We start from the raw sequence: 25,983 nt of genomic DNA on the forward strand, positions 1-25,983 counted from the left end.
ACTATCGGCGCGGACGCACGGTTGATGCGCGGCGATAATCGTTCAAACGATCGGCGAGTGGCCGACTTTATCAGCCGTTTTCTGCCAAGATAGGGAGAAATATTCGGAGTTCGCGGTGCGAAGCGGATGTGTGCCATGGATAGATCCGCCCCCATCCCGACGCGATGGATGCGCGCGATCGTGCGGACCGTGGTCCACGACGCGCCGCGGCGCGGTCCGGGTGTTGAACGTCGCTGATGCGGTTCGCAGATGCGACGGCCGTCCAACGGCAGGGGCCGAGGGAGCACGGGGCCGCTGCTCGACCGAGGGCTGACCGAGGTTCAGCATGCCGATTGCCGGATCGCGTCGGCGTGAATGTGCACGACCTTTTCGGCGCTGTACTGGTCAATGTAGTCCTTCCTGAAATCGGAAAACGACCGTTCTGGCTCGATATTGTCGCAATAATATTCCATGGCTCTGACGAGTCCGTCCTCGTCGTCGGGCGCGACCAGGCGCCCGAGGCGTTGATCGACCAAGATGTCGCTGGGACCGAACTCGCAATCGGTGGATATGACGGGCAGTCCGCACCGCAAGGCTTCACAGATGGCCAGCGACCAGCCCTCCCATCGGGACGTCGCGACGAAGACGTCGCTGACGAAGAGCGCTCGTTGCGGGTCGTCCGGGTAGTGGATCAGCCGGACGGCGTCGGACAGGTCGAGCGCCCGAATCTGTTCCGCCAGCGCCGCTTTGCCGGATCCGTGGCCGACCAGGTTGAGGCGCACGTTCCTGCGCCGCTCGTACACTCTCGCGAACGCGCGAATGAGAAGGTCCTGGCCTTTCTGGAAGGCGTAACGTCCGACGTTCACGAAGGTGATGACGGCGGGGTCGGGCCTGATGTCCTCGCCCGGAGCCTCGAAGTGCCTGACCGGATTGGGAACCCAATACATCGGACGCCTGCATTTGAAATCGGCTTCGAACGCTCTCAGCTGCCGCGGCGACGTCCCGAAAACGGAAGTGATCCGCGGTAGAACGTAGTATTTCAGGAAAAAGAATTTGATCTTCGATTTCAGGCTGCCGGATTCGCGCCGCGGGTTGCCGTGCAGGTGCATCGTGATCCGCTGCGGGATGCCCACCCGGGCCAGCCAGAAGACGACTGTCGGCTCGATCTGCGGAACAATGATCAGATCGTAGCGACCTCCTTTGCTGACATCCCGAAAGATCCGCATCAGGTGCAGGCGCGACGTGACCGGCCTGAAGATGCTTCTGTAATGTCGCGGCTCCGCCGGATAGTTCTCGTGTTGGGTGACCCGCAGCACGTCGATGGCGAACTCGGTGCCGCACGTCGCCGCGAGCTCCGCGCCGATCGTGTCGACCACCCGCTCAATGCCGGCAAAGACGGAGGTCCCAGGTTGAAGATAGAGGATCTGGAACTTCTCACGATTTCCGGCGGGCATCCCAACCAACTCCTTCCGTTCAGAGCTCCGACGATCCGGGCGCGGACCCGTCGACGGTGCCGGGGCCCGACTCACGCGCGATTGAGAACGGCGCCGATCACGTTCGCGCCGGCACCGATCAGGCCGTTCACCGCGTCCGACAGCTCGTCGACGGTGGTCCGCCCGGCCTCGGCGACGATCACCACGACATCCGCCCGACGGGCCGCGACCCGGGACTCGGCTGAGACGGAGAGCGGCGGCAGGTCCAGGATGACGTAGCCGCCCCGGCGCATCTGGTCGATGACGCTCTGGAAGATCGAGGAACTGAGGGACACGCCGGTGCCGACCGCCGTGTACGGCGACCGCGACGGCAGCACGGAGACACCGCCGAAATCCACGAACTTGGCCAAGGCCAGATGGCTGGGATTGATGATCAGGTCGGCCAGACTCGCGCCGACGCCGGCCTTGGAGTCCGGGGTCAGGAAGAAGGTTCCGGCGCCGTGGATGTTGGTGTCGATCAGCCGAGCGGTCCGGCCCCCCTCCTGCAGCAGGCGCGCCAAGCTCAGGCCGATCAGGGTCGTGCCCGTGCGCGGGGTGCAGCCGATGAGGGCGATGACGCAGTCGGTATCGTGACCGCGCGCCGAGAGGGCCAGCTGGATCGACGTCCGCAGATCGCGGACACCCGTGGAGAATTTGACGTTGAGGAACCACGGCGCGTTGACGTTGCGCAGATCCACCGTCTCGCGGCGCCCGTCGGCGGTCTTGCGCAGGACCTCGGGCATCACGGCGAGGCAGGGAATGCCGGCCCGCTGGACGAGATCCTGCGGCGTCCGGATCCTGCGGTCGAACGCCTGCAGCAGCGCCACGGCCAGCAACCCGCCCACGAGGCCGATCATCGCGCCGAGGCCGAGGATCAGGGTCTTGCGCGGGGCCGAGGGCTTGAGGGGCTGCAGTGCCGCGCCGATCACCCGCGCATCGGCATCGGGGGTCGGCGCGTCCGGCAGCGTGCCCTCGGTGACGGCCGCCGCGGCGGACCGGGCCTGTGAGGCGAGGGCGTTGACGCGTCCCTGGAGGAACTCGGCGCCGTTCTTCGCCGCATCGGCTTTGGCAGCGATGGATTGGAGGAGATAGGCCGAGACGGCCGCGTTCGCGACGCGCCGCGCCAGGTTCGGATCTCTGGACGTGTACGAGACTTCGACGACGTACGATTGGCCGACGCGCCGGACGGTGAAGCGCTCGGCGAAGTTCTCGAACTTCCTCTGCTGCAGGATGGCCGCCGTCGACGGCGGGGCGGTCCGCAGCCCCGACAATTCCGAGGCGCTCGGAGCCGGCTCTCTCGGGCTCTCGGCTTCCGGAGGGCCGAATTCCGGATTGTTCGCGAGCTGGAGACTGTTGAACACGTTCGCCAGCAGCCGTTCCGAGCGGAGAACCTGGAGCTCGCTCTCGGCTCGGCCCACATCGAGGCTCGGCATCAGGGCGCCCTCGGAGGAGCCCGCGCCCACCGGGCGCCGCGGCTCGAGCAGCAGCACCGCGGTCGCCGTGTAGGAGGGGGTCGCCGTCACGGTGTAGAGCGCCGCGCAGCCGATGCAGAAGACCACCCAGACGGCCACCGCCAACTTGTGCCGGCGAGCCGCCTTGAGGGCCGCCGAGACGACGGCCAGCGGGCCGTCCTGCACGCCGACGGACGCCGCCTCCGGGAAATGGGTAACGGATTGGGAGGGGTCCGGCGCGATCCGGGTGGTGTTGTAGATGTTCATCTCACGCTTTCCGCCGGATCTGCAGGGCGCGCTCGGGTTCCAGCCGTCCCAGGAGCACGTCCGCGGCGCCGCGCAGGTTGCCGCGCAGCCGGCCGCGCCGGTCGATGAACGGCTCGGGGGCCGCGAAGCGCGTCACGTTGCTGAGAACGTTGCGGGTGATCTGGCCGAAGACTTGAGACAGGGTCATCGTGCCCTTCCGCAGCATGTATAACGGGTTGACAATCTGCGAATAGCCGAGCCGATCGCCCGAGATACGGCCGCCTTTCACGCCCATATGGACGCCGCGGGCCTCCAGGCATTTGACGAGCCGGCCGCCCTTGGCCGCCAGAGCGGCGCCGAAATCGCGGTCCTCGAGCCAGCCGTACAGGACGAGCCGCTCGTCGAATCGCAGCGTGCCGATGGCCGAGCGACGGAACGCCATGTTGCAGCCGTACGGGCTGAAGGCCTCGATGGGCGCCGCCGGCTCGACCGGACCCAGCGCGGCGAGCATCCGGTCGACCTCGGTGAAGCGCAGTCCGGGCCCCTTGATGCCGTCCGCGACGACGTCGCCCGTCAGGCCGACGATGTCCGGCTCGTCTTCGAAGCGCTGCGCGGCCGCTTCGAGCCAGCCGGCCTCGGGGACGAAGTCATCGTCGAAGAAGACCACGATATCGATCGCCTCGGGCAGCGCGGCGAGGGCGGCATTTCTCTGAGTGGCGAGGCCGGGACGCCCCGTGACCACCGTCACGCCGGGCCACGTGGCCGCCTCGCCGGCATCGTCCGGGGTGACGCAGGAGATCAGGATGGCGGCGGGCTTCAGGGTCTGCCGATCCAGGATCCGCCCGAGGGTGCCGGTCACCACCTCGGGGCGGCCCAGCGTCGCGATGGCGACGGCGATGCTCGGCGGCGGCGCCGGTGCCGCGTCGCGCGCCGCCGTCTGCGCGGCCGGCCGCACCTTCGGCCCGCGCATGAGATCGAGGTAGCCCTGCGCCGAAGCCTCCCACGAGAAGAGGGCGGCCTGATCGCGACCGCGGCCGATCAGGTCCGATCGCAGGTCCGGGCTGGCGGCCAGGGCGCGGATCTGGGCGATCCAACGGTCCGGCCGGTCCGGCGGAGCGAGCAGGGCCGCCGACCCGCAGATCTCCGGCAGACTCGCGCGGTCGGTCGAGACGACGGGGCAGCCGCGCGCCATCGCCTCCAGTGCCGGGAGCCCGAACCCCTCCGTGAGGGAGGGGAAGGCCAGGCACAGGGCGCGTTCCATCAGGTAGGCGAGATCGTGGTCGGTGACGAAGCCGAGGTGGCGGACATTCTCGCCGCGCTTCAAGTCCTCGGCGGCGTAGATGGTCGCTTGGCCGCCCGCCACCACGAGGTCGAGCCCGAGTTCGCCCAAGGCCGGCGCCAGCTTGAAGAGCAGATCGAGGTTCTTGTGACGGGCGCGGGACCCGAGGGCCAGCACGAAGGGGCGTTCCAGGCCGTCGGAGTCCCGGTCCAGGCCCGCCGGGGCTCGGACGGCCTGTCGCGGATCCCAGGCGTGCACGTGCTCGTGCCCGTTCGGGAGGACGGCGATGTCGGAGGCCCTCACAGAGAGATGGTTCGCGATCTGCCCGGCGGAGAAGGTCGAGACGGTGGCGATCCGCGCGGCACGGCGGGCCAGAAGCGGCTGGAGTGTCCTGTAGAACGTCCGGAACGACGCGCTGTAGCTCTCCGGCGCATTGAACACGTTCGCATCGTGGATGCAGACGACCTGATCCGTCTTCAGCGCGGGTGCGGTGTTGCAGAGGTTGAGCAACCGGCCGGGCCACGCGCGCGGCAGGACGAATTGCTCCCAGGCATGCCCAGCCGCGGGTCCGACGGTGCGGAGCGGCGTGCCCGCGAGCCGGGGATCCTCCGCGTCCGGCACGGACAGCAAGGGGGCGCTCTCGCCCCGCGCGGCCAGGGCCGCGCTCATCGCCCGGGTGACGTTCATCGCGTAGCGCTGAACCCCGGTCATCGGCTGGGTGAGGAACCGACCGTTGATTCCAAACGATCCGACTGCCGTCATGCTGTCGCTCTACTCCCGTCGGAGGCCCGCTTCTTGGATCGAATGCGAGAACAAGAGTGTTTCACCTTTCGCGAGAGCGGCGCGGTCGGGCCCGCGATCTCGGAAGCCGGGATCGCGCACGACCCCGATCGCACGCAGAAATTCTATATTTAATATAGGCAAAAAATCGCGGCGCTAATTATTTTATAGCCAGCGCTTCGACTTTCTACAAGAAAATCCGAATGCAGAAGCGGCGGCCTGAGCGCTGCATTCAACGGCACCTGGAAATCCTCAGTTCGCGCCGGAGGCCTGCCGACGCCACAGGGGCGGGTCCGCGCGCGCCTCGAGCGCGGGCTCGCGGCTTCGCCGGAGACGGGACGTGGCCTCTCTGTGGACGGCGCGTCCCGCGTAGACCGCCTCGATGACGGGAAGCAGGAGCCGACCGGCCCGCGGGAAGCAGCGGAGAAGCGCGCCTTCGCGCCAGAGACTGTCGCGGATCTGCTGCACGGGCCGGGTCGGTCGTGGCGCGGCGTACTGCGCGCTCAACTCGACGCGTCCGAAATCGCGGGATCTGCCGCCGAGGCTCAAGGTCGAGACGGCCCGGTCATCCGGCCAGATGATTGCCTTCTTCAGGGCCGTCCACGCCCGCGCCGCGTCGTCCGGGATCGCCGCGACGCTCTCGGAGCCTAGGCGGTCGATGTGGGCCAGGACGCCCGTGAAGAGGTCCGGCCGCGTCGATGCGATCCGCGCCTCCCAGCCGTCTTCCTGGAGATTGGCCCGCGGCGGCGATCCCGGGACGGGCTGCGCGAAGGTGCGGACGCTCGGCAGGTCCGGTTCCAGGCAGGCCTCGATCAGGTGCCAGAAGCGCAGCACCGATGTGCGCGCGTCCCAGGGCTTGTACCAATCGCTCTCGACGCTCAGGCCGAGCGTGCGGCGGAAATGCGGTGTGGCGAGACGCTTGTAGTTGCAGCGGGCGAACTGGAGCCCGGACCAAGTCCGCTCCGGCAGGCCCTCCTGAAGCATGCGGACCGTGCTGCCGTAGAGCCCGGTATCGACCAGAACGCAATGGCGCGCCGGGCCCGCGCAGGCATCGAGATGCGCGCGGAAACAGGCATCCTGCTGGGCGACCGCGGCGTGCAGTCGGGCCACGCCGGGCTCGTTGCCGGCCAGGAGCGCGGCGAATGTCGCGTCCTGAAAGGGCGCGTCCCAGGACGCCGGCAGGGCCAGATCGTCGCGTTGCGCCAGCGCCGCCGCGATCTCCGACATCGACCGGCCGCTGAACTCCCGGCCGAGCTCGGAGAGAACGCCCGGGCTCGGCGGATCGAAGGCGGTGCGGGCGGCCACGAGGCGCGACACCATCAGGGACGCGTGCGGGAGATTCTGCGGCAGACCGGTCTGTCGGAGGAATCGCGCGTAGACGAGCTGCAGGCGCAGGCCGCCCCGGGCGCAGAACAGGAGGACGGTCCTGTCCGGCGCGAGGAAGCGTTCCACGAGCCAGAGGCGTAGGCAGAACTCGGCGAGGATCGGACCCAGCACGCGCTGCCCGAACGCGACCGCGTCGTCGCCGGCGGCGCGGCGTGCGGCGTCGGCGGCGGTCACGGCCCGGTCCTCCTGGTCCCGTTCCGGGCGGCACCGATCCAGTGCCGGTGCATCGCGCGGGCGCGGACGGCATCGAGGCGGCGACGCAGTACCACGTGGCGCGGCCGGAGCAGCTGTGCCGTCCGCAGGCCCGCGGCGGCGGCCATGGTCACGTCCGCCAGCGTGTCATCGCCGAGGTGGAGGATCTCGGCGGGCGCCACCTTCTCGTTCCGGAGAACGACGTCGAAGAGCGCCCGGGTCCGCTTGGTCGCGTCGTGATCGGCGCTGGTGTAGATGTGCGCGACGGGATGGCCTGGAGCAAGCGTGTCCAGCAGATGCGCGATCGTCGCGCCGCGGTGGTAGGTATCGCTCACCGCGATGATCCTGTCCCCGGCCTGCGCCCGCCGCTTCAGCCAGGTCATCAGCGGGGTATTCGCGCGCAACTGGGCAAGCTCGACCGTGATCTCGGCCCGGTACAGAATGTCCGCGGCACGATCGTCGAGGCTGAGGACGCGCGTCATGGCCGCGAGCATGTCGGCGAAGCGCACGTCGCCCGAGGGATTGGCCAAGTCGAGCGCGCGGTAGGCCGCGCGCTGCACCTGCAGGCGCGCGGCGTAGATCGCGCCGGGACGGGGCGCCGTGCCGTGCTCCGCCGCGAGCGCCCGCGACGCGACCGTCGCGATGTCGTGGAAGCGGCAGCGCTCGGATCGGTGGTCGCGATGGAGCAGCGTGTCGAAGACGTCGCAGGATACGATTCGGGCCGCCGTCTCGGGTAGGTGCATGGTGGCTTGATCTCTCCCGATCGGTTGCGACCGAACCCGATTTCCGGCTGCCGGACGGTGTCCGGCAGCCTCCTGCAATGACGGTGCCGTGTCGGCGCGAAGCCGCGCACGACAACCGTACTCTGAGCAGTATAACAAGAATTTGTCCCGTCCGACATGAATGAAGACGTGCTGCTACATCCATAAGCATTGACGAGACGGCAACGCTCCCCCGGAAAGGCGGGTTGATCGGCCCGGCCGCGGAGTTCGCCTCCCGGGATCGAGGGCCCATACGAGGCCTGGAAACGGCCAACAAGACCGCCGTTTGGTGGAGGCGCGGGGATCAAAGGTACAACCACCATCGTGAAGGCGGACGGGCTGACACCGCCGGCCGCGACGACCGACGTTCTTCGCGTCCTCGGACGGCGCTTCGATCTTCAGCGTCCCGGCTCGGCCGGGGATGATTATCGATCAATTCGCGATCACGGAGAGTTGATCTTTGCCCCGGATCATCGTCAAGTGCCGAGATGGGCAGTGCCAAATTCAGCAATCAGAACTGAGTTTTTGCCGCTCTTTCAGGGTTTTGACTGTGGATTTCAGTGAGGTGCCGTGGTAGCCACCCTGTGTCGGGCGCTCGGGGCGGTGAGATACGGGAGCGCGAAGCGACGAGCGAGAAAGACATCTGTCGTGGCCACGGATCCTAAACTCGCAGTCATCATCACCTGCTTCAACTACGCGAGTTATGTCGGCCAAGCAATCCAGAGCGTCATCGCTCAGGGTAATGACGCTTGTGAGATCGTCGTGATTGACGATGGGTCGACGGATGACTCGTGGTCAATTATCCAGCGGTCCGGCATCACCGCGTTCCGGATCCCGAACGGCGGTCAGAGGGCGGCCTGCCTCTATGGATTGGCCAAGACTCGGGCCCCGTTTCTGCTCTTTCTCGACGCGGACGACGAGCTCCTGCCTGGCGCGCTCGACCGCATCCTGCCGGCGCTGGACGCGAATGTCGCCAAACTTCAGTTTTGTCTGACGTGCGTCGATTCCGCGGGAGCAGTGCTGGCGGATCGTTATCCCGCTCTCGACGCGTTCCGCGGGCAGGACAGGACTGTCAACGACATCCTTAGATCCGGAGTCTACCAGACGCCGCCCACGTCCGGGAATGTGTTCCGTCGCGACGTTTGCGACCTGCTCCATCAATGTGACTACGACCAAGCTGTCGACGGCGTGATCCTGCTGGCCGCCCCGTTCATGGGCGAGATCGTCAGTCTCTCCGACAGTCTCGGGCTCTACCGCGTCCACGGCCGGAATGACTCGGGTCTGGGGCGCGTCCCGCAGGCGGCGACCTTCGAGCGGGACCTGCAGCGCTTCCAGTCGCGTTTGAAACATCTGCGAGATCTGCTCCGGAATTGGCGGCCCGGGGTCTCGCTCATCGAGCCGGAGAAGACGTACTATTTTCAGTTCCTCGAGTTCTGCATGGCGATCCTCCGGGGTGTCCGGTACGGTGGTCGGCCGTTCCTGTGCCTGCTCAGATCTGTCCTGACCGAGCCGCGTTCGCTGAAGTGGAAGGTCGCGAACGCGCTCTTCGTTGCCGCGACGTTTCTCGCGCCCGTTCGCTGCGCACAGGCGCTGCTCGCCTTCCGCTTCTCGATCAAGCGCCGGCCGGTCCGCCAGATCCTGCGCGCCAGGATAGGCGCGGGGCTTTGTTGAAAATCAGTAAATCGACGGATTTTTCTCTTGCGTCGGGTCGCGTTTTTACACCTAAATGCCTGAAATATGTAGCGGCTCTCCTGTTCGGCTGGAGTCGTATCGCGCGCCTTAATCAGCGCCGCAGCTTGCATGGGCCCCAGCGCAGGCCGAGGCTCGGATCTGACACGAGCGCTAGTGAATCATGCGTGTTCTCCATCTGCTGAACCATACGCGCCGGTTGAACGGCCATGTCCACGCGGCCGTCGATCTCGCGTGTCAGCAGGCGCAGTCCGGACACCAGGTCGCGATCGCCAGTCAGGGGGGGGATTTCGATGCTCTGCTCCAGTCCAATGGCGTCGAGTCGATCTTCGCGAGCCACGCGCGCGCGCCGGCCCAGATCCTGAAGTCATTCCTCGGATGTGGCGGCGTGCTCCGGCGTTGGCGTCCCGATGTCGTCCATGCCCATATGATGACCAGCGCCGTCCTGGCTTGGCCAACCTGCAAGCTGTTGCGCGTTCCCCTCGTGACGACCGTCCACAATGAGTTCGAGAAGGGCGCGATCCTCATGGGCCTTGGAAACAGGGTCATCGCGGTGAGCGGCGCGGTCGCCGCGTCGATGCGGAAGCGCGGCATCGCGGATTCCCGCATCGACGTCGTGCTCAACGGGACGATCGGCTCGGCCCGCATGCGCGGCCGCTCGGAGGAACCGCAGAGCCTGGATCATCCCGCCATCGTCTTCGTCGGAGGCCTGCATCCCCGGAAGGGACTGCCCGATCTGCTCAAGGCCTTCGACACGGCGTTCACCCACAATCGCGCCATGCGGCTCTACGTCGTCGGCGGTGGTCCTCACCGGGACGCCTACGTGCGGACCGCGCGCGCGCTCGCCTGCGCGGATGCCATCACCTTCACCGGTCCGCGGGATGATCCTTACCGCTGGATGCTGGGCGCCGACATCTTCGTCCTCCCGTCCCACGCCGATCCGGCTCCGCTCGTGCTGTCAGAAGCCCGGGAGGCGGGTTGCGCGATCGTCGGCACCGACGTCGACGGGATTCCCGAGCTGCTCGGCGGGGGGGAGGCGGGCGTTCTTGTCCCGGCCGGCGATCCGGACAAGCTTGCGCAAGCGCTGATCGCACTCACGACCGACCCGGCGCAGCTGAGCGCGTGGAGGGCGAGGAGTCAGATCAACCTGGATAACCTGCGCATCGCCCGGGTGGCTGATGAGACCTTGACGGTCTATCGGCGCGCTGCCGGCCTCGCGGGGTGATGCGCATTCCAGTGCGCGGGACCCGGGCACCGGGCCGCGTCCGCGACGCACCGCGGCTCGATTGCAAGCTGACCGAAGTGACTAGATTGATGCCGCTGCCGGATGCTGGTCCAGGACTGCCTTGCAGAGCGGGTCAGGATCGGAGACGCCATGTTGCCCAGATCCGGATCGATGTCGTGAGGACGAGGCGCGGCGCCGTTTCGGGCGGGTGTGACGACGGTCATCGCTCCGTGGGACACGTTCATGCTCGCCTTTAAGACGCTGCGCGGCGCCGGATGGAGTGTCGCCGCACGGATCTCAGCGCGCGCGATCGACCTCGGCACGCTGCTCATTCTCGCGCGGGTCCTGTCACCGGCCGATTTCGGCCTGACGGCCATCGCCGCGTCCCTGGTCTCCATCGTCGAGATGATCCTCGAGATCCCGCTCGTTCAAGCCCTGTTGCGCCTGCCGAAGATCGAGAAGTCGCATCTGGATACGGCATTCACGCTGGGTCTTCTCCGGGGCGGGGTGATCGCCGTCCTGATGGTGGCTGCCGCATGGCCCGTCGCCCACATCTACGGCGATGCCCGCCTCATCGCCATCACGCTCGCGCTCTCGTCGGCCCCGATCGCGCGAAGCCTCTACAGCCCGGCCATGGTGCACCTGTTCCGCAACATCGACTTCCGGGCGTCGTTTCTGGCGGATTTTTCCGGCAAGGCGGTCGCGGCCCTGATCTCCATCGGAGCCCTCTATTTGGGCGCCGGTTATTGGGCCCTGGTCATCAATCCGGCCGCATCCGCAATCCTGCCGACCATCCTGTCCTACGTGCTGGCGCCTTACCGCCCCGGGCTCTCCCTGGAGCGATTGAGCGCCTTCTCGGCGTTCACGGGCTGGTTCACATCCTCTCAGATCCTCGCTGCCTTCAGTTGGCAGTATGATCGCATGTTCCTCGGCTACCACGTCGACAAGGCCGTGCTCGGTCGCTACGGGGTCGCGAGCGACTTCTCCGTCCTTCCGACCCAGAGCGTCATCGGCCCTGCCATGCGGCCCGTCATGGCCGCGTTCGCGACGATCGCCGATGACCGCCTCCGCTTGCAATCTGCTTTCCTGAAGGCGGCCCGACTCACGATGATCATCGCGCTCCCGGCTGGAGTGGGAATTGCATTGACCGCCGACCAGATCGTGAGCGTCGTCCTCGGCTCGCAGTGGAGTTCCGCAGCACCCTATCTGCGCTGGCTGTCGCTGGCCATCATGTTCACCGCCTATTATCAGCCGGTTTCATCTCTCTGTCTGGCCATGGACGAGCCGAATGTGATGCTCAAGATCACGCTCTACGAGTCGATCGTGAAAGTTTTGAGCATGACAATAGGTTTCTACCTCGGCGGCGTGATGGTGATGATCTACGCGCGTCTTGCCACCGCCTTGTTTCACTTCTTGATCAGCGCCTTCTATGCGCGGCGTCTCGTCGGCGCGGGTGTGGCGAGACAGATCCGCAATCTGTGGCAGATCGGCCTCTCGTGCTTGGTGATGACGGCGGCGGTTCTCGCGCTGCGGGTCGTCTTGAGCCGCGTCGATATCGGGCTCACCGGTCTTCTGACAGCCATGATCTTCAGCGGCGTGGCGGCTTACAGCCTGACCATGCTTCTGCTCGGATTTCGCCTGCGGACCTTGCGTCCCTGAGGTCAATCTCGAGCGGGCCGGGGGCGAATATCGCTGGACTCATCGGGGTCATCGGTCTGACACACAGGGCCGCGCGCCATGAAATCTTAGTGGAATCTGCGCCGACCACTCGGAAAGGCGCCGGCCGCAAGACAGACCTGGGATCGATAAATCTTGGCTAATCTGGCCGCGTCTGCTACGATTCAATATGGCTCTCGGGACTCTGTGCTTCGGATACCGTAGGGCCGGCGCGGCGCACAGATTCATACTCAAGATCTGGGTCCGGTCGAGGAGAATTTGATGCGTCTGCGTGTAGGTGCGGCGGCTTGCATTTTGCTGTTCGGCGGCCCGCTCGCGAATGCGGCCGCCGACGAGGCGGGTCGATACGTGCTCGGCCCTCAGGATCATCTGACGATCCGCGTCTATGATCTGCGTCGCAACACCGGCGAAGCGTACTCGTGGACGGCACTGAACGGTCAATTCGTCGTCGCGGCGGATGGAACAGTGTCGATGCCGCTGATCGGACAGATCAAGGCGGCGGGCGGGACGCCGATCGATCTCGCGAACGCCATCGGTGTCGCGCTGAAGCAGGTGGCCGATCTCGCGGAGAAGCCTGCGGCCTCCGTCGAGGTCGCGACCTACCGTCCATTCTACATCATCGGCGCCGTCCAGCAGCCCGGCAAGTACGAGTACCAACCTGGCTTGACCGTACTGCAGGCCGTGAGCACGGCTCAGGGCCTGATGCGAGGCACCGATCCGCGCAGCATCCAGCGCGACGCGGTCACGTCGCGCGGCGAGCTGCGAAACTTGGCCGCGGAGCGCGTCGGCTTGGCCGCCAAGCTGGCCCGTCTCGAGGCGGAGATCGGGGGCGCGGAGACGATCGCGTTCGGAGGCGATCTGAGAGGCACAGTGGACAAGACGTATGCGGAGCAGGCCGTTCGCGGTGAACAGCTCCTGTTCGACACGCGTCGGAACGCGCTGAAGGCCGAGATCAAGGCGATTGAGCAGTCGATCGCCAGCTTCCAGAATGAGATGAGCACCCTTGATAATAAATCCAAAACCCTCGACCGCCAGATCGAGCTCAGCCGCGGTGAACTCGGTCTGATCAACGATCTGGTCTCGAAGGGGCTCACGATCGCCCCGCGAAAGCTCGCCGCAGAGCAGAGTCAGGCGTCGTTCGAGAGCAGCCGGCTCGACGTGCAGGTTGCCATGCTGCGCGCTCAGCAGAGCCTCACGCGCGCCGAGCGCGATATCATCGACCTCAAAGCCCGGTTCCGCCGCGAAGCTCTGTCGGAGGCCGCAGATGTCCGTCAGAAACTCGCCTCGATCGACGAGAAGACGCGCACGGCCGAGCGGCTCACGGCCGACGCCGAGTCGCAGATGGTCGGCAACACCGATGACGCGTCCGAAACCTTGAGCGCGCGCTACGAGATCACTCGAAAGCAGGGGGTGAAGGCGGGCACATGGCTCGCCTCGGAGGAGGCCGTCGTCGAACCCGGCGACGTCGTGCGCGTGACGCTCGTGCGTCAGCCGGCCGATAAACCCGGGGAGACGCGGTCATCCCCGACGCCGCGGCACGGATCGGCGGGCGCGCCGGTGAGTCGCGGTCCGGCCGCTTCGGACGCGCCACACCGGCCGACCGACAGCGCCAATCGCTGAGCTGGCCGGTGCGTGCGCGTCGCATCGATCGGCGGGGCGATCAGGCGACGCGATCGTCCGATACAGGCCCGGCCTCGACCGTCCGACCGGTGATGCGTCGCCCGAGCGCCGCTGCCGACCCGTCGTCGATCATGCCTGGACCGGCCTGACATGAGCTTCGAACCGATAGGTGCCATCACGGTCGTCGTCGGCCTGTTCTGTCTCCTGCTCGGCCGGGAATCGGTCGTGATCGCCTTCGTGGTCTTCTGTAATCTCGGATCGGCCGCGGCTCTTCTTCTGGGCGGCGCCAACGTGCAGCCGGCGCATCTCTTCCTCGTGTTTCTGATGATTGCGACACTGTTCTATCGCAACATCTCGACACTGGTCCTGAGCTCCTTCCGCCTGCCGGAAGCGGGCTTCTGGCTTCTCTGCCTCACGCTCTACGGGGTGGCGAGCAGCTACATCCTGCCCCGGCTCTTCGCCGGCCAGACCTATATCGTGCCGCTGGGAACCTCGTCACATCTGATCACGAGCGACGGCGTCGTTCCCCTGGGCCCGGTCTCCAGCAATTTCACGCAGCCGATCTATCTCATCGGCGATCTGGTCTGTTTCAGTGTCATCACCGCTTTCGGATCCACCAAGAACGGGATCGAGACGCTCGCGAGAGCGCTCATCATCTATGTGGCCGCTAATATCTGCTTCGGCATCATCGATGTGCTGACCGCCGCGACGGGCACTCAGGAGGTCCTGCAGTTCATTCGCAACGCTCAGTACACGTTCCACGACGAGGAGAGTGTCGGCAGTATGCGGCGGATCATCGGGGCTTGGCCGGAGGCGTCGGCCTTCGCGGGGATGACGCTGGGCGGTTGCGGTTTCACCGGCATGCTCTGGCTCTGTGGCCGCAAGCCCTCGGTGACGGGACCGCTCGCCTTGATCTCGCTGCTGTTCGTGATCCTATCGACATCCTCGACCGGCCTGGTCGGCGCCGCGGTCCTGATAGCGATCCTCTACACGATCGCGCTGATGCGTTGCAGCACGCATCGGCAGGACCGTTTCAGTGCCGGACTGGTGGTGGCCGGTCCGCTGGTCCTCTGCGTCCTCGTGCTCCTGGCCCTCTCCGTCAACGGTGTGGCCGAGCGCGTCTACGATTACGTCGATACGCTTGTTCTGAGCAAAGCCGAGACAAGCTCGGGTGTTCAGCGCTCGGCCTGGAACGCCTACGCGTGGCGGAACTTCGTCGACTCGAACGGCCTGGGCGTCGGCCTCGGAACCAACCGCACGTCGAGCTTTCCTCTCGCGGTGCTGTCGAATGTCGGGATACCCGGAGCCGTGTTCTACGTGCTGTTCCTGGCTTCTGTGTTCGGATTTCGGCGCGGAGCGCCGCGCACCTACGCGAGCGATATCCGCGCCGCTGGCCGCGTCGCCTGCCTGTGCCTGCTCTCCGGCAGCATCATCGCGGGTCCGACGGTCGATCAGGGCCTGATGTTCTATATCTTTGCCGCGACCGCGTGCGCCTATCCCGTACGCGGTCCGGTCGGGGGGCGCAGTGTTTCCGCGGCCTCGATCGCGCCGGCCGCAGCCGCGATACAGGCCCGGCTCGTTGAGCCAGCTCGGCAGCTGGCTCGGAGTGGATCACTCGGCACGTCGGAGCGGGCCTGAACGCCGATTCGGCGAGCCGATGACGGGCACCGGAAGCCGCCTGTCCGCGTGCCGCTCCGGGAGAAACACTGAGGTCCGCGCCGTCGCGCCGCGATGGCCGACACCGACATGGCTCGCGGTTCTGAGGAAACACCTGGGGCTGCTGGGCAGATTCGACTCTCTTGATCCGGTGGCTCCAGGGTATGCATCGGGCTTATCATCCATTTTACTCTGCTGCCGAGCGGTCGTTGCTGCCGCTGCCGGCCGCACGGCGGCGGGCGCCGCTCGGCCCGTTCGAAACGGGTGGCGAGGGTTGTCGTTGGACCATAGGCGGTGTTTCGGCCCGCGCCATGGCATGTTTACATATTCCGGATCGTTAATGCTGGTGACGACTGGGTTCCGGTCGGTTCTTATGGTGTCGATGCGAAAACTTCGGTATGATTCGAGCTCTCGGCGGTGGTAATCACGTTCTGCCCGGGCGATCACCATGCTCCGCCATCGTCCTATCTCGTCTGACGCCATTGCCGGTGCAAAGAGAAGCATGACCGACTCTTCGAATCTCGACGGCGACGGGCGATCCGAAGATGAGATGTTCGATGCGATCATCTTAGGGGCCGGGATTACCGGCATCGTCTCAGCCTCTATATTGCACGATCTCGGGTGTCGCAGAATTGCCGTCATCGATGAATTTCCCAATCTTGGGGGAAACCATATCGACCGGGCTATCAAGGGGTATACCTTCGATGTCGGAAGCCTGATCTTTCAAGACGATTCGCCTTTGCTGAAGTATTTTCCCGAGCTGCTGGAGCATTACGTTCCGATCAAGCCGACGTGGGGAAAGCTGACACCTCAGGCTTTCGTGACCTCATACCCGCTGTCGATCCGGGACGATGTTGTCCGGGCGGGCCCGTGGGGAATCGTGAGGATCGCGCTGTCGGCCGCGTTCTCGCGCGTGGCGCGGCGCAAGATCGGGAATGCGCGGGAGTTCGCCCGCTACTGGATCGGTGACTATCTGCTCAGACGGTCCGGCCTCGAGAGCTACATGAAGCGGTTCTTCGGCGTGCCGGCCGACTGGGTCGATCTGGAATTCGCCGAGAAGCGGATGCTCTGGATCAAGGAGCACGCCACGCCGCGCGTCTTGTTGCGCTATGTCCGCCGGCATCGCTCGCCGGGTCCGACCAACCGGCAGCTGGCGCGGCCCCGCGAAGGCTTCAACGCCCTCTACGAGGTGGCCGCGCGGACCCTCCGGCAGCGCGGCTCGGCCTTTCACATGGGTCAGCGGATCGTATCGATCACGCGGCGCGGGACACAATTCGATGTCCGCACCGAGAGCGGCCGCTTCACCGCCAATCGACTCATCTCGACGATTCCCATTGCTCGGGCGCTTGCGCTCTGCGGTATCCGGGAGGATCCCGGTCTCGCGTCGGTGACGCTGATCAGCTTGTATTTCAGCTTCAGCGGGACCCGCGGCTTCGATTGTTCGGTGCTCTACAACTTCGCGCACGACGGGGCGTGGAAGCGGCTCACGATGTATTCGGATTTCTACGGTCGGGTGGAAGGGCGGGAGTATTTCGGAGTCGAGGTCATTGCCGGACATGCCGGCGACTCCGCGACGATCGCCGAGCAGGATTTTCGGGCGCACGTCGCCAAGAACGGGCTCTTCGCCGGTGATCTGGTTTGCGAGGGCAGTCAGATGGTGCCCTGTGCCTATCCCGTCTACACGGGGAAGGCCCATCAGCGGGTGTCGCGCGCGCTCTCGCAGCTCAGCGATTTCGGGATCGAGTCGTTCGGTCGGCAGGGTGGCTTCGACTACCAGCCGACGGCCCGTGTTTCGACCCTCAACGCGGCGGCCCATCTGATGCCGGCCGGCACGGCCGACGCTTAGTCGAGGCGATCCGACCAGAGGACGCGTCGCCTCGCCCTCTGAGACCAGTGCCACCCGCTCGTCGGTCGTCGCCTCGGCGGTTCAGCGCAGCCCCCGGATCCGCCCGCCGCTGTCGCGGGACCGTGTCACTGGACCAGGTAGGCGCGGCTGGACTCGCGCGGCGGGCGCGGCGCCGCGAGGCGCTCGCGCGCCAGCACCCCGTCGACGAATTGGCTGATCTCGTCCGCGAAGCGGCCGACGCCGAAGTCGGCGGCGCGGCGGACGAGGCGCTCGGGTTCCACGCCGATCAACCGGCAGCGTCGGACGGCATCGATCAGCGCGTCGACGGATTGCTCGTGGAAGAAGGTCCCGGTCACGCCGTCGATGACCGTCTCGGTGACGCCGCCCTTGCCAAACGCGACCACCGGCCGGCCGCTCGCCATGGCCTCGACGGGAACGATGCCGAAATCCTCCTCCCCGGGGAAGATCAGGGCCTGGCACCGTGCGTAGTGGTGCTTCAACACCTCGAAGGGCTGCGGACCGAGGATCTTGATGTGCGGGCCGGCCATGCTGCGCAGCTCGCGCAGCATCTCGCCGCCGCCGATCACCACGAGCGGCTGCTCCAACCGGTTGAAGGCCTGGATCGCCAGTTCCGGCCGCTTGTAGCGGACCATTTCGCCGACCATCAGATGGTAGTCACCGCGCTCGCTGTCCGGAACAGTCTCGAAAGCGGCGGTATCCACCGGCGGATGAATGACTTTGGCTTGGCGCCGATAGTAGGTCTCGATGCGCCGCGCGACCGTGTCCGAGTTGGCAATGAACTCGTGGACCCGGCCGGCCGAGACCGCGTCCCAGTTGCGCACGTAGTGGGCCACCGGCGGCATCAGCATGCGCGTGAGCAGCCCAGTCCGTTCGCGATAGTCATGGTACATGTTCCAGACGTACCGCATCGGCGAGTGACAGTAACAGATATGCAGCGCGTCCGAGGGCGGGATGATCCCCTTCGCCGGACCCGATTCGCTGCTGATGATCAGATCGTATCCCCGCAGGTCGAGCTGCTCGAGGGCCATCGGCATCAGGGGCAGATAGGATTTGTAGCGGCTGGTCGCGAACGGCAATCTGCCGATGAACGAGGTTCTGACCCGGTGTGCCCTGATGGTCGGCGACATGGATTGCGGCGCGTAGGCGTGCGTGAAGATGTCGGCTTCCGGATAGAGATCGCAGAGCGCCTCGATGACCTTCTCGCCGCCTCGCATCCCGACGAGCCAGTAATGGACGATCGCGACCCTCATCGATCGGACCCTGCTTCCACGGTCATCGCGCAGGTCGGGCCGGCGGATGTCCGATCTGCCGCTGTCAGGCAGCTGCTCCATAGGCAAGGGACCATGATTGCGATGTTCTCAGCTTGATCGAATACGGGCGCCATCAGCTGGACCAGATTGAGCCGAGCCTCGGGTGCTGCCGGCGGTGGCGGAATTCAGAAGGTCGCGATGAGTCTCACGACATCCGCTGTGCGGCGGTGGTCCGGACAGGGCGTGCCGACCGGGCGGGTATTCTCTGGATCCGCATCAGGCTCGGGTCTCCCGGCATTCGCCCGAACGGGCGGAGACCGCTCTGCGCGCCGCGCACCTCGGCACCCTGCTCTCTCTCTCGGCGCATGCGTCATAAGCCGCCCCAACCCGCACTGACTTCGGCATTGTCGCCGCTCCTGCACGTCGGATGCCGCTTAGCCATCCGCAGGATACTGAGTTCGTCCATCCGGGTCACGCCGAGGCTGCCGCCGCCATAGTGATTAGTCCGGCGGCGTCGGACCACGGCCGCGCACGCGCGTCCTGCTGCGGCGCGGCAACCGATTTCCACGATCCGGTGCGCATCCCGCCCGTCGACGGCGCTCGACGTACTGTATCGTCAGCCCACCCATAGAGAGCGCCCTCTCCGTTGTCATGGCCGTGTTCGAGGCGAAATTGATCTGGCGGAGCCATTCCGCGGCATCCTGGCGATCGCCGCCGCGGCCACCTTCCGGAATACCTGCGCCGGGGATTCCGGACATTGCACAGCGTTCCCCACGCGAGGACGCCCCGATCCGGATGAGGGCCGCTCGCGCGGAAAAAGCACAGAGCCGGGCGTGGCTCAGCTCTCGATCATCAACCGTTGGAATGCGCGGCATTCCTCGGCCCGGACGCACGCAGTGCACAATGATGGGTGAGCATCCGGCCGAGGTAGGTGTCTCGCGACATTGCGGGGATGGCGACGCTGAACCCGATTCGTTGCGGCGTCGCGGGACAGAGTCACGGTGCCACTTCTCTTCAGCCTGCAAGATCGAAATCTATTCTTACAATTTACAGTGAAAAATGTACTGACATATAGGGCGCGGCTAAGCTTGATACAGGCGCAATGATTTGATATCGGATCGTTAACAATTGATTAACCGTTGCTGCACCCGGCGGCCCCCTGCCGTCACGAGGAGCCAAAACCATGCTGCGCGACGTCGGCCCACCGCTTCAGCCTACCTTGCGTGCACCGCAGTACAGTGTTGAGCTGGCGGACCAAGTGGGCGAGGCGGCAGAGGCGGTCGCAGAGGCCGTTCTGCCAGCGGCGCCGTTCGTGGCGCGGGGTCTGCGGCTGGGCTGGGCCGCCAAGCGCGGTCTGGACATCACCGTGGCGGCCTCGGCCTTGTTTCTGCTCCTGCCGCTGCTGCTCCTGATCGCCGCGCTGGTCTATGCCGGTGATCGCAAGGCACCGATCTTCCGCCATATGCGAGTGGGACGGGACGGGCGCCGTTTCGGCTGTCTCAAGTTCCGCTCCATGGTGACGAACGGCGACGCCGTTCTGACGGCGCACTTGGCCGCAAATCCGCAAGCCCGGGCCGAATGGGCGGCCACACACAAGCTCAGCGACGATCCGCGCGTCACCGCCATCGGGTACGTGCTGCGCAAGACGTCGCTGGACGAGCTGCCGCAGCTCTGGAACGTGCTGCGCGGTGAGATGAGCTTGGTCGGTCCGCGCCCGATCGTGCCGGCCGAAGTCGCCCGCTACGGGCGGGCCTTCCCCACATGTTTCGCCGTGCCGCCGGGGGTGACCGGGCTGTGGCAGGTCTCGGGCCGCTCCGACACGACCTATGCCGAGCGCGTGGCGCTGGATCTGGACTACGCCACCCGGTGGACCTTGCACCGGGATCTCGCCATCATGCTGCGCACCGTTCCCGCGGTTCTGGCGCAGCGCGGGAGCCGATGAGACACGGGCGGCCCGCGGCGCCGCACCGCGCCGGATTGCGGCGCGCCCCGGCGCAATCGGGGTTGGGACGGCTCCGACGCCGCTGGCCCTGGCCTCGGCTCCGGCGCGGTGCGACGGCGTGACCCGAACCACTTTCCGAGGTGCGGATCGACGGGACGAACGTCGCCGGGCGGCTATTCGCGCCGCGTCGCGACGTGGACGATATCACGGACCTCGGGGTGCGCGAGACCATCACGCGGCAGCGCCGGAGACGGCCACGCGGCGCGCGGAGCCTGAGACTCGGGTCTTGGCCTCGACGAGACCGGTCGACAGCTTGCTCGTTCGTCGGATCGAGCCGCGGAGAATCCAGCGATGGTCAACCATGAACCGTGCCGGCACGAGGATCCGATCTGGTATGATCGGATCGAGGTGGACGAGCCGCCCGGCTTGATCCTCGATCTGTTGGCGCACGTGTTCGTGGCGATCATGGCCGGGATCGGTGCGGCAAGAACGCTGTACTGGCTGCCAACGCAGCTGTGGTGTCGGGCTTCGCGCTGGGTCCTGCACCGTCGGGCCGCCGCGGCGAAGCGTTTCTGAGGCGAGCGCAACATCGTCCCGGCCGAGCCTTCGCCGGGCTCAAGCGGCCCATCCCGGGATTCCACAAACTCGGGCCCGTCGCCGCGGCTGCCCACCGTCGAAGCATCGGATCGCGGCGGGGACAGATCGGCACTGCGTCGATGATCGCCGTTGACGAGCCAAACCTCAGCCGGAGGCGCGATCGCATCGGAGTCGCCGACGTTCGATCTCTCCGGCGCCTCTGCTGTGCAGGCGGTGCCCTGCGGGCGTTCGGGCGCAGCGATGAGTCGTGGATCGCACGAATCGGAGCGCGCGATGACCCGCGGTGGCTGCGCGATTTTCGGCGGATTTGATCTGAGTGTTCGTTCGACCTTGGTCGCCAGAACGACTAAGCTTCCTGCGGACGGAAGATCTCTGAAATGTCCGGACTGAGACTTCGGGTCTGGTGCGTCATCGTGCTGAAATTGACAATATTCACATTTTGATATATGTTTTGTTGGTATGTAAAGTCGGCGAAGCGTGGGGACTCATCGGTCGGGTCTAATGTATTCTCCTGTATGGGATGGCGAGTGCTGGTATGAGGCTTTGGGAGACGGGAGTTGGCGTTCGACGCTGGCACTTTGGCCTGCCTCTGCGCACGCGCAGAATGACCGCCAGAGAGCGATCTTCTTCGATCAGCGTTTGCCAAACGTGTGGTGCAAAGGTGGAGCATTCTGGAATTTATTGTGTTCCTTGTGCAATAAACTATGCCGACGACGATGTGGCGTATTTCGACCGCTGGGTGTTGATATTTATCTGGATCGCTGCGGGTGTAGTTCTGTCTGGTGCTGTTTATTATGTATTGAGATTTTTCAATGTGGGATTTTAGCGATGCATCACTGTCCGCTCCTGCCCAGCCTTCGCTTCATCGGCCCGGTCGGCTCTCAGCGGGCGTGAAGCGCGCACCGATCGACGCGGGACGTCGGCGACGCCATCCGTCCGAACGCGCGCGGATCACGGCGCCGCAGCCGGAAGGAGTGGGGGTAAAGCACCGTCGCGGCGAAGTCCGCGAGCGCCGCAGGTCCAGGCAAGTGCTTGCGGCGACGAACTTGGCGGCTGGAACTCGCGTCTCGGTCCGAGATCTGGAATTTATCGATCAGTGATCGAGACGGGGCCCGACTTCCAGTACGGGCAAGTGCGTTCGTTGATGCTCCGGGGCCCGTCCCGTATAGGCTCTCGTCGAGATTGGAGCGTGTTGGCACGCGATTAGGTACGGGCCGGCGCCCGTGCGTTGGATCTACGGACCATCCGGCCCGATATTCCGGTGGATGGGATGGCGATGTACCTCTATCGAGTGATTGGTACTGATCATCGCTAGGTAAAATGGCCGTGGGCTTCGTTGTTCAGAGTGCTGCCGAGGCTCGCGATATCTGCGATACGATCGCGTCGGGTCTGGTCAGGTGACGGGTTGAGGGTGAGGGCAGGATGCTCGGCTTGATTTCGACTGCGGCGCTTTCAGGAGCGCTGGCGCTTGTCTTCAGCATGTCCGCCTCGGCCGCCTCCGATATCACGGTCGCTGCCATCGCCACTGGCCGGCTCTATGTCGTCGGTACAACCGACCGCCCCCACACGGCGGTGGTCTTGGATGACCGGTTCCGAACCGAGTCCGACGCGAGCAGGAGGTTCCAGTACGAGTTGGTGTACCACCCCGCCAGTTGCGTGGTTTCCGCCGCGATCGATGGGACGATACACGAGGCGGTCGTCGGCAATTGTGGACAGCAGGTGATGCCCGGCACCTGGCTGGATCCGAAGCCCGCCATGACGAGGCCGGCTCCTCTGGACCGGGTCCTCTCGCCGAAGGCCGAGTTGCCCTCCACTCTGTTCTGCCCCTCGGTTCAGACCGAGCGATCGCAAGATCCCACGCGGATCGAGCTCGCTGACCGTACGCCGCCGGTGTTCACCGTCGTGACAGGGATGGACTTCTCGCCGCGCTACTGACGCCTCGCCGCAGGTCGGAGAGAGGCGCAGAGGGCCGGGGCGATGGCTGCAGCGCAGGCGCCCTCGTCGCCGGTGAAGGCGCGATCGTCGGTGACGATCGCGGACCGGTTTCTGGGTGGCGTCGGCTGAGGGAGTTCTCTGCGAGAGGGATCGCCGCTTCGCGTGATGGGGGCATTGACGGCAGGACAAGGCGACGGGTGAGAGCGCGCCAGACGCTTCCTGATCGTGATCGAGACTTCGCCGTCCACCGCCCCGGCCGCGTCGGAGGGCGACGCTAGCATCCAGAGCATACGCTCTTCGAAGCGTCCCGGCCGCCCTTCAGGAGCGCTGCCATAGCCGCTTCGCGATTGTACTCCGACATGATCCGCTTCGTGGCGAGCTCTCGGTCGAAACCGGGGATGTTGTCTTTCCGTGTGGCTGAGGTCTCTCCGACGTCGACACCGTTCGCCATCCGGGACAGGCCGGAATAGATCGGCGGCTTCGTCAGATTCTCCGGATGGAGACTCTTCCAGCTCATGCGGTTGCGCATCGAGGAATCGAGCACCGCCAGAGGATTCACGCCGCGCTGGCCGATCTCCGCATCCCTGAGCTTCAGCGTGCCGGGAATGATGACGGGCGGTGGACCGATATCGGCATCAGCACGCGGCGCGGCGGCGTCCACGAGCGGTCCCGTCGACGCGGCTGCGGCGGGTGTCGCTGTGAGGGGCGGCAAGGCGCTGTAGGCGGTCGGCATCGGCGGCGCATGCGAGCACGCGCTCGATGTCAGCACCACCACGAGCGTTCCGATACGTCTGAAAGCCATGGCCGCCCTCGCGCTGCGCCCGGCCATTCTAGCCAAGCTCAGACCCGGCATACCAGTGTTGGCACGCCCGAGTCCAACCCTTATAAACTGCTCATGGCAGTACCCATGGTCTGAAATAGCCGAAAGTAGTACGAATTTCGGCAACCGTTCTTGGCGGAACCAGTCTTGAGGTGGGTCGGTTCGCGGCGACGGATTCTGGCGTAATTTCCCGCTGCGATTGTCATCGTTAAAGTCGTTGTAAAGTAATGCTATGGAAATTTCTCTCGCTTGAATTCTGAAATTGCGAGATCGTGTGGAAGTAATATCGAGTGACTTCGTTGTACCGAGCAGGCACGCCTGGGAGGCTCCGCGCGGACGATGTCATGCCCTGCCAGAACGGGCTCTCAGATGGTGGGCCGGTCCAGTTCTGGCCGGATCGGGCGGCTCGCCATCGAAACACATCCGCCCACTGGCCTCGCCGGACACGGGATCAGGACAGTCCGACGGTGCACAGGACATGGGCTAGGATACGAGATGCGGTCTGTTGAAACGGACGACGCGCCGCACACAGCGGGAGGACCCGGTCGGCGAGCGCATCATCGGGCGTTGTTCGTCCTGTCGAGATCTCGGAGCGAGCCGAGCCGTCTCGACCGAGGACCCCGAAGGTTCCTCGCGCGGGCGCATTGGCTGGCTGCCCGCCAGGCGCGAGCGATCGCCCGGGCGGCCCCTCTTGCGGGCCGGCCTTCACGCGAAAGCGCCGCGATCAGAACGGCCCTGTGCGGAGCGCCGCTGCCCCGTGCGGGAACACCCCGTTCGGATTCGCGCATCGTCGGTGACGAAGGGCCGGAGCCTGGAAAGGCCGGTTCCTAGCGGAGCCTGGGGAGCAGAGCGTCCGGGTCAGCGCAGATGAAGTTCGGGTTACCCGCGTTGCGCCGCCGCACGAAGTGCCGCTCGATCCAGTGCCAGCTCAGGATCCCGAAGCAGAACGCGATCGGTATCGTCAAAACGATCAACAGAAGTGGCGTGATCCCTGGAATCTTCTGAATGAGGAGATTCTGCGTCGGCCACGCGTAGAGGTACAGACCATAGCTCGGATCCGTGCGGTCGACCCACTGGCTCAGGCGATTGGCAGGCGTTGCCAGCGCAAACCAGAAGATCAGGTAGCCGCCGAAGATCGCGAAGGCCGGCTCTGCCAGAGGAGGGACAAACAGGAGGCCCGTACAGGAAATCAGCGCCAGTAGAGCTCCGCGCCCCGTCAGAGGGATGACGTCCCGCCAGAGGTAGAACGCAGATCCGATGAGGAAGATGAAGGTCAACCGGATCGTTGCGCTCGAGCTGCCGAAGATGGGGCTTCCGTGCGGTATGTCTGGCACCGCGTGACGGAAGCCGTAGAGGATGCCGAGCCCGACGATGATCGCGAGGCAGTAACGCCGTCCGGCGAGCGTCGAGAGGGCGCCGATACCGATCGCGAGCACGTAACAGCGGAACTCGTACGAGATGGTCCACATCGACCCGTTGAGGTCCGGATGCGGCAGGCCGGCAAACGCGCCTGGGACGACAGGCAGACCGAGAATGAAGAGCTTCGTGACACTTTTGACGACCGGAATGTCGCTCAGTGATCCGCCCGACAGGCTTCCAAAGAGCAGTATCGATACAATGAACGCGGCAATGAATCCGGGATAGATGCGCGCGATGCGCCGGGACAGATAACTCTTCAACGATCGTGAGGACTGGAGGCTCTTCGTGATGAGGTAGCCGCTGATCAGGAAGAAGCCGTCAACGGCCAAATCTCCCGAGAAGAAGCTGCCGGTGATCCGTACCAGGAAGTCGCGCGCGCGATCGCCGTCGATCAGTTCCGGCGCGTGTCCGATAATGACCAACAGAGCGAGTGCGATCCGAAGAGATCCGAAATTATTCCTGCGGGCGCCTCTCTCAACACGCGGGGCAAGGGTACTCATGAGAGAGGGAGTCCACACTTCGGTCCGCCGGTGTTCGATCGTGTCACGCGGCACAGGGAACGATCCGATCGTCTCGGCGAATTCGGGCAGCAGGGACGTTCGCCGGATTCCCTGCCGCGAACAGTCACCTTTTTGGGCGTTTCCGCGCCTATAGGGCCACAATTTGCATTATGTTTGGGCTTTGCGGCCGTCTCGTGTCGCCGACGCGTCCGGCTCGATCCGCTGGACCTTGAGCGGGTT

Annotated in this window: 17 protein-coding genes; 9 read left to right on the forward strand and 8 right to left on the reverse strand. The window is 65.5% G+C overall.

Going from position 1 to position 25,983, the window contains the following annotated elements; translation table 11 throughout:
- Positions 1–320: 320 nt before the first annotated feature.
- From ACTJK8_RS12225 to ACTJK8_RS12245, 5 genes are all read right to left on the reverse strand, one after another.
- Complete coding sequence (locus tag ACTJK8_RS12225; RefSeq protein ID WP_012321466.1) at positions 321–1,433, reverse strand: glycosyltransferase; 1,113 nt, start codon at positions 1,431–1,433, stop codon at positions 321–323.
- A gap of 71 nt (positions 1,434–1,504) precedes the next feature.
- Positions 1,505–3,169 carry a Wzz/FepE/Etk N-terminal domain-containing protein gene (locus ACTJK8_RS12230; RefSeq protein WP_012321467.1) on the reverse strand — a complete coding sequence of 555 codons (1,665 nt, stop codon included), beginning with the start codon at positions 3,167–3,169 and terminating at the stop codon, positions 1,505–1,507.
- A 1-nt stretch (position 3,170) separates the two neighbouring features.
- Positions 3,171–5,189 (reverse strand): glycosyltransferase, encoded by a 2,019-nt coding sequence (locus ACTJK8_RS12235; RefSeq protein WP_024828735.1) that lies wholly within the window; start codon positions 5,187–5,189, stop codon positions 3,171–3,173.
- Positions 5,190–5,459: 270 nt separating this feature from the next.
- A complete protein-coding gene (locus tag ACTJK8_RS12240) occupies positions 5,460–6,767 on the reverse strand; it encodes a glycosyl transferase (RefSeq protein WP_024828734.1) in 1,308 nt (435 codons plus the stop codon).
- Positions 6,764–7,528 (reverse strand): HAD family hydrolase, encoded by a 765-nt coding sequence (locus ACTJK8_RS12245; RefSeq protein ID WP_440761974.1) that lies wholly within the window; start codon positions 7,526–7,528, stop codon positions 6,764–6,766. The genes ACTJK8_RS12240 and ACTJK8_RS12245 overlap by 4 nt, the downstream gene beginning before the upstream one ends.
- A 666-nt stretch (positions 7,529–8,194) precedes the next feature.
- Between ACTJK8_RS12245 and ACTJK8_RS12250 the strand changes: the two genes are divergently transcribed.
- The 6 genes from ACTJK8_RS12250 to ACTJK8_RS12275 all read left to right on the forward strand — a co-directional run bounded on the left by ACTJK8_RS12250 (position 8,195) and on the right by ACTJK8_RS12275 (position 17,259).
- Positions 8,195–9,217, forward strand: coding sequence for a glycosyltransferase family 2 protein (locus tag ACTJK8_RS12250; protein WP_024828733.1), 1,023 nt, complete (start codon positions 8,195–8,197; stop codon positions 9,215–9,217).
- Between the two features lie 181 nt (positions 9,218–9,398).
- Positions 9,399–10,460, forward strand: coding sequence for a glycosyltransferase family 4 protein (locus ACTJK8_RS12255; RefSeq protein ID WP_116656345.1), 1,062 nt, complete (start codon positions 9,399–9,401; stop codon positions 10,458–10,460).
- A gap of 243 nt (positions 10,461–10,703) precedes the next feature.
- Complete coding sequence (locus ACTJK8_RS12260) at positions 10,704–12,119, forward strand: lipopolysaccharide biosynthesis protein (RefSeq protein WP_063110079.1); 1,416 nt, start codon at positions 10,704–10,706, stop codon at positions 12,117–12,119.
- Between the two features lie 279 nt (positions 12,120–12,398).
- Positions 12,399–13,757 (forward strand): polysaccharide biosynthesis/export family protein, encoded by a 1,359-nt coding sequence (locus ACTJK8_RS12265; RefSeq protein WP_012321474.1) that lies wholly within the window; start codon positions 12,399–12,401, stop codon positions 13,755–13,757.
- Between the two features lie 150 nt (positions 13,758–13,907).
- On the forward strand, positions 13,908–15,395 hold the full coding sequence (locus ACTJK8_RS12270) for a hypothetical protein (RefSeq protein ID WP_012321475.1): 1,488 nt from the start codon (positions 13,908–13,910) through the stop codon (positions 15,393–15,395).
- Between the two features lie 520 nt (positions 15,396–15,915).
- Entirely contained in the window at positions 15,916–17,259 is a 1,344-nt protein-coding gene (locus tag ACTJK8_RS12275; RefSeq protein ID WP_059408915.1) for an FAD-dependent oxidoreductase, read from the forward strand.
- Between the two features lie 125 nt (positions 17,260–17,384).
- On the opposite strand, the gene ACTJK8_RS12280 is transcribed toward ACTJK8_RS12275, so the two are convergent.
- Positions 17,385–18,530 (reverse strand): glycosyltransferase, encoded by a 1,146-nt coding sequence (locus tag ACTJK8_RS12280; RefSeq protein WP_012321477.1) that lies wholly within the window; start codon positions 18,528–18,530, stop codon positions 17,385–17,387.
- A gap of 1,183 nt (positions 18,531–19,713) precedes the next feature.
- On the opposite strand from ACTJK8_RS12280, the gene ACTJK8_RS12285 reads away from it, so the two are divergent.
- The 3 genes from ACTJK8_RS12285 (at position 19,714) to ACTJK8_RS12295 (ending at position 23,004) form a co-directional block, all read left to right on the forward strand.
- Positions 19,714–20,472 (forward strand): sugar transferase, encoded by a 759-nt coding sequence (locus ACTJK8_RS12285; RefSeq protein WP_440761975.1) that lies wholly within the window; start codon positions 19,714–19,716, stop codon positions 20,470–20,472.
- 351 nt (positions 20,473–20,823) lie between these two features.
- Positions 20,824–21,048 carry a hypothetical protein gene (locus ACTJK8_RS12290; RefSeq protein ID WP_012321479.1) on the forward strand — a complete coding sequence of 75 codons (225 nt, stop codon included), beginning with the start codon at positions 20,824–20,826 and terminating at the stop codon, positions 21,046–21,048.
- A 1,443-nt stretch (positions 21,049–22,491) separates the two neighbouring features.
- Complete coding sequence (locus tag ACTJK8_RS12295) at positions 22,492–23,004, forward strand: hypothetical protein (protein ID WP_012321480.1); 513 nt, start codon at positions 22,492–22,494, stop codon at positions 23,002–23,004.
- A gap of 274 nt (positions 23,005–23,278) precedes the next feature.
- Here ACTJK8_RS12295 and ACTJK8_RS12300 read toward each other — a convergent pair whose 3' ends face one another.
- Positions 23,279–23,806 carry a hypothetical protein gene (locus tag ACTJK8_RS12300; protein WP_012321481.1) on the reverse strand — a complete coding sequence of 176 codons (528 nt, stop codon included), beginning with the start codon at positions 23,804–23,806 and terminating at the stop codon, positions 23,279–23,281.
- Positions 23,807–24,651: 845 nt separating this feature from the next.
- Positions 24,652–25,743, reverse strand: a complete 1,092-nt coding sequence (locus ACTJK8_RS12305) for an acyltransferase family protein (RefSeq protein ID WP_234740953.1) — start codon at positions 25,741–25,743, stop codon at positions 24,652–24,654.
- Between the last annotated feature and the right edge of the window lie 240 nt (positions 25,744–25,983).

The sequence above is a fragment of the Methylobacterium sp. 22177 genome, from assembly GCF_052045615.1.
Taxonomy (GTDB): domain Bacteria; phylum Pseudomonadota; class Alphaproteobacteria; order Rhizobiales; family Beijerinckiaceae; genus Methylobacterium; species Methylobacterium radiotolerans.

Excerpts from the sequence above, each read along its gene's own strand:
- ACTJK8_RS12225 (WP_012321466.1), bottom strand. The coding sequence starts at position 1,433 with ATGCCCGCCGGAAATCGTGAGAAGTTCCAGATCCTCTATCTTCAACCT.
- ACTJK8_RS12230 (WP_012321467.1), bottom strand. The coding sequence starts at position 3,169 with ATGAACATCTACAACACCACCCGGATCGCGCCGGACCCCTCCCAATCC.
- ACTJK8_RS12235 (WP_024828735.1), bottom strand. The coding sequence starts at position 5,189 with ATGACGGCAGTCGGATCGTTTGGAATCAACGGTCGGTTCCTCACCCAG.
- ACTJK8_RS12245 (WP_440761974.1), bottom strand. The coding sequence starts at position 7,528 with ATGCACCTACCCGAGACGGCGGCCCGAATCGTATCCTGCGACGTCTTC.
- ACTJK8_RS12255 (WP_116656345.1), top strand. The coding sequence starts at position 9,399 with ATGCGTGTTCTCCATCTGCTGAACCATACGCGCCGGTTGAACGGCCAT.
- ACTJK8_RS12260 (WP_063110079.1), top strand. The coding sequence starts at position 10,704 with ATGCTCGCCTTTAAGACGCTGCGCGGCGCCGGATGGAGTGTCGCCGCA.
- ACTJK8_RS12265 (WP_012321474.1), top strand. The coding sequence starts at position 12,399 with ATGCGTCTGCGTGTAGGTGCGGCGGCTTGCATTTTGCTGTTCGGCGGC.
- ACTJK8_RS12270 (WP_012321475.1), top strand. The coding sequence starts at position 13,908 with ATGAGCTTCGAACCGATAGGTGCCATCACGGTCGTCGTCGGCCTGTTC.
- ACTJK8_RS12275 (WP_059408915.1), top strand. The coding sequence starts at position 15,916 with ATGACCGACTCTTCGAATCTCGACGGCGACGGGCGATCCGAAGATGAG.
- ACTJK8_RS12280 (WP_012321477.1), bottom strand. The coding sequence starts at position 18,530 with ATGAGGGTCGCGATCGTCCATTACTGGCTCGTCGGGATGCGAGGCGGC.
- ACTJK8_RS12285 (WP_440761975.1), top strand. The coding sequence starts at position 19,714 with ATGCTGCGCGACGTCGGCCCACCGCTTCAGCCTACCTTGCGTGCACCG.
- ACTJK8_RS12290 (WP_012321479.1), top strand. The coding sequence starts at position 20,824 with ATGGTCAACCATGAACCGTGCCGGCACGAGGATCCGATCTGGTATGAT.
- ACTJK8_RS12295 (WP_012321480.1), top strand. The coding sequence starts at position 22,492 with ATGCTCGGCTTGATTTCGACTGCGGCGCTTTCAGGAGCGCTGGCGCTT.
- ACTJK8_RS12300 (WP_012321481.1), bottom strand. The coding sequence starts at position 23,806 with ATGGCTTTCAGACGTATCGGAACGCTCGTGGTGGTGCTGACATCGAGC.
- ACTJK8_RS12305 (WP_234740953.1), bottom strand. The coding sequence starts at position 25,743 with ATGAGTACCCTTGCCCCGCGTGTTGAGAGAGGCGCCCGCAGGAATAAT.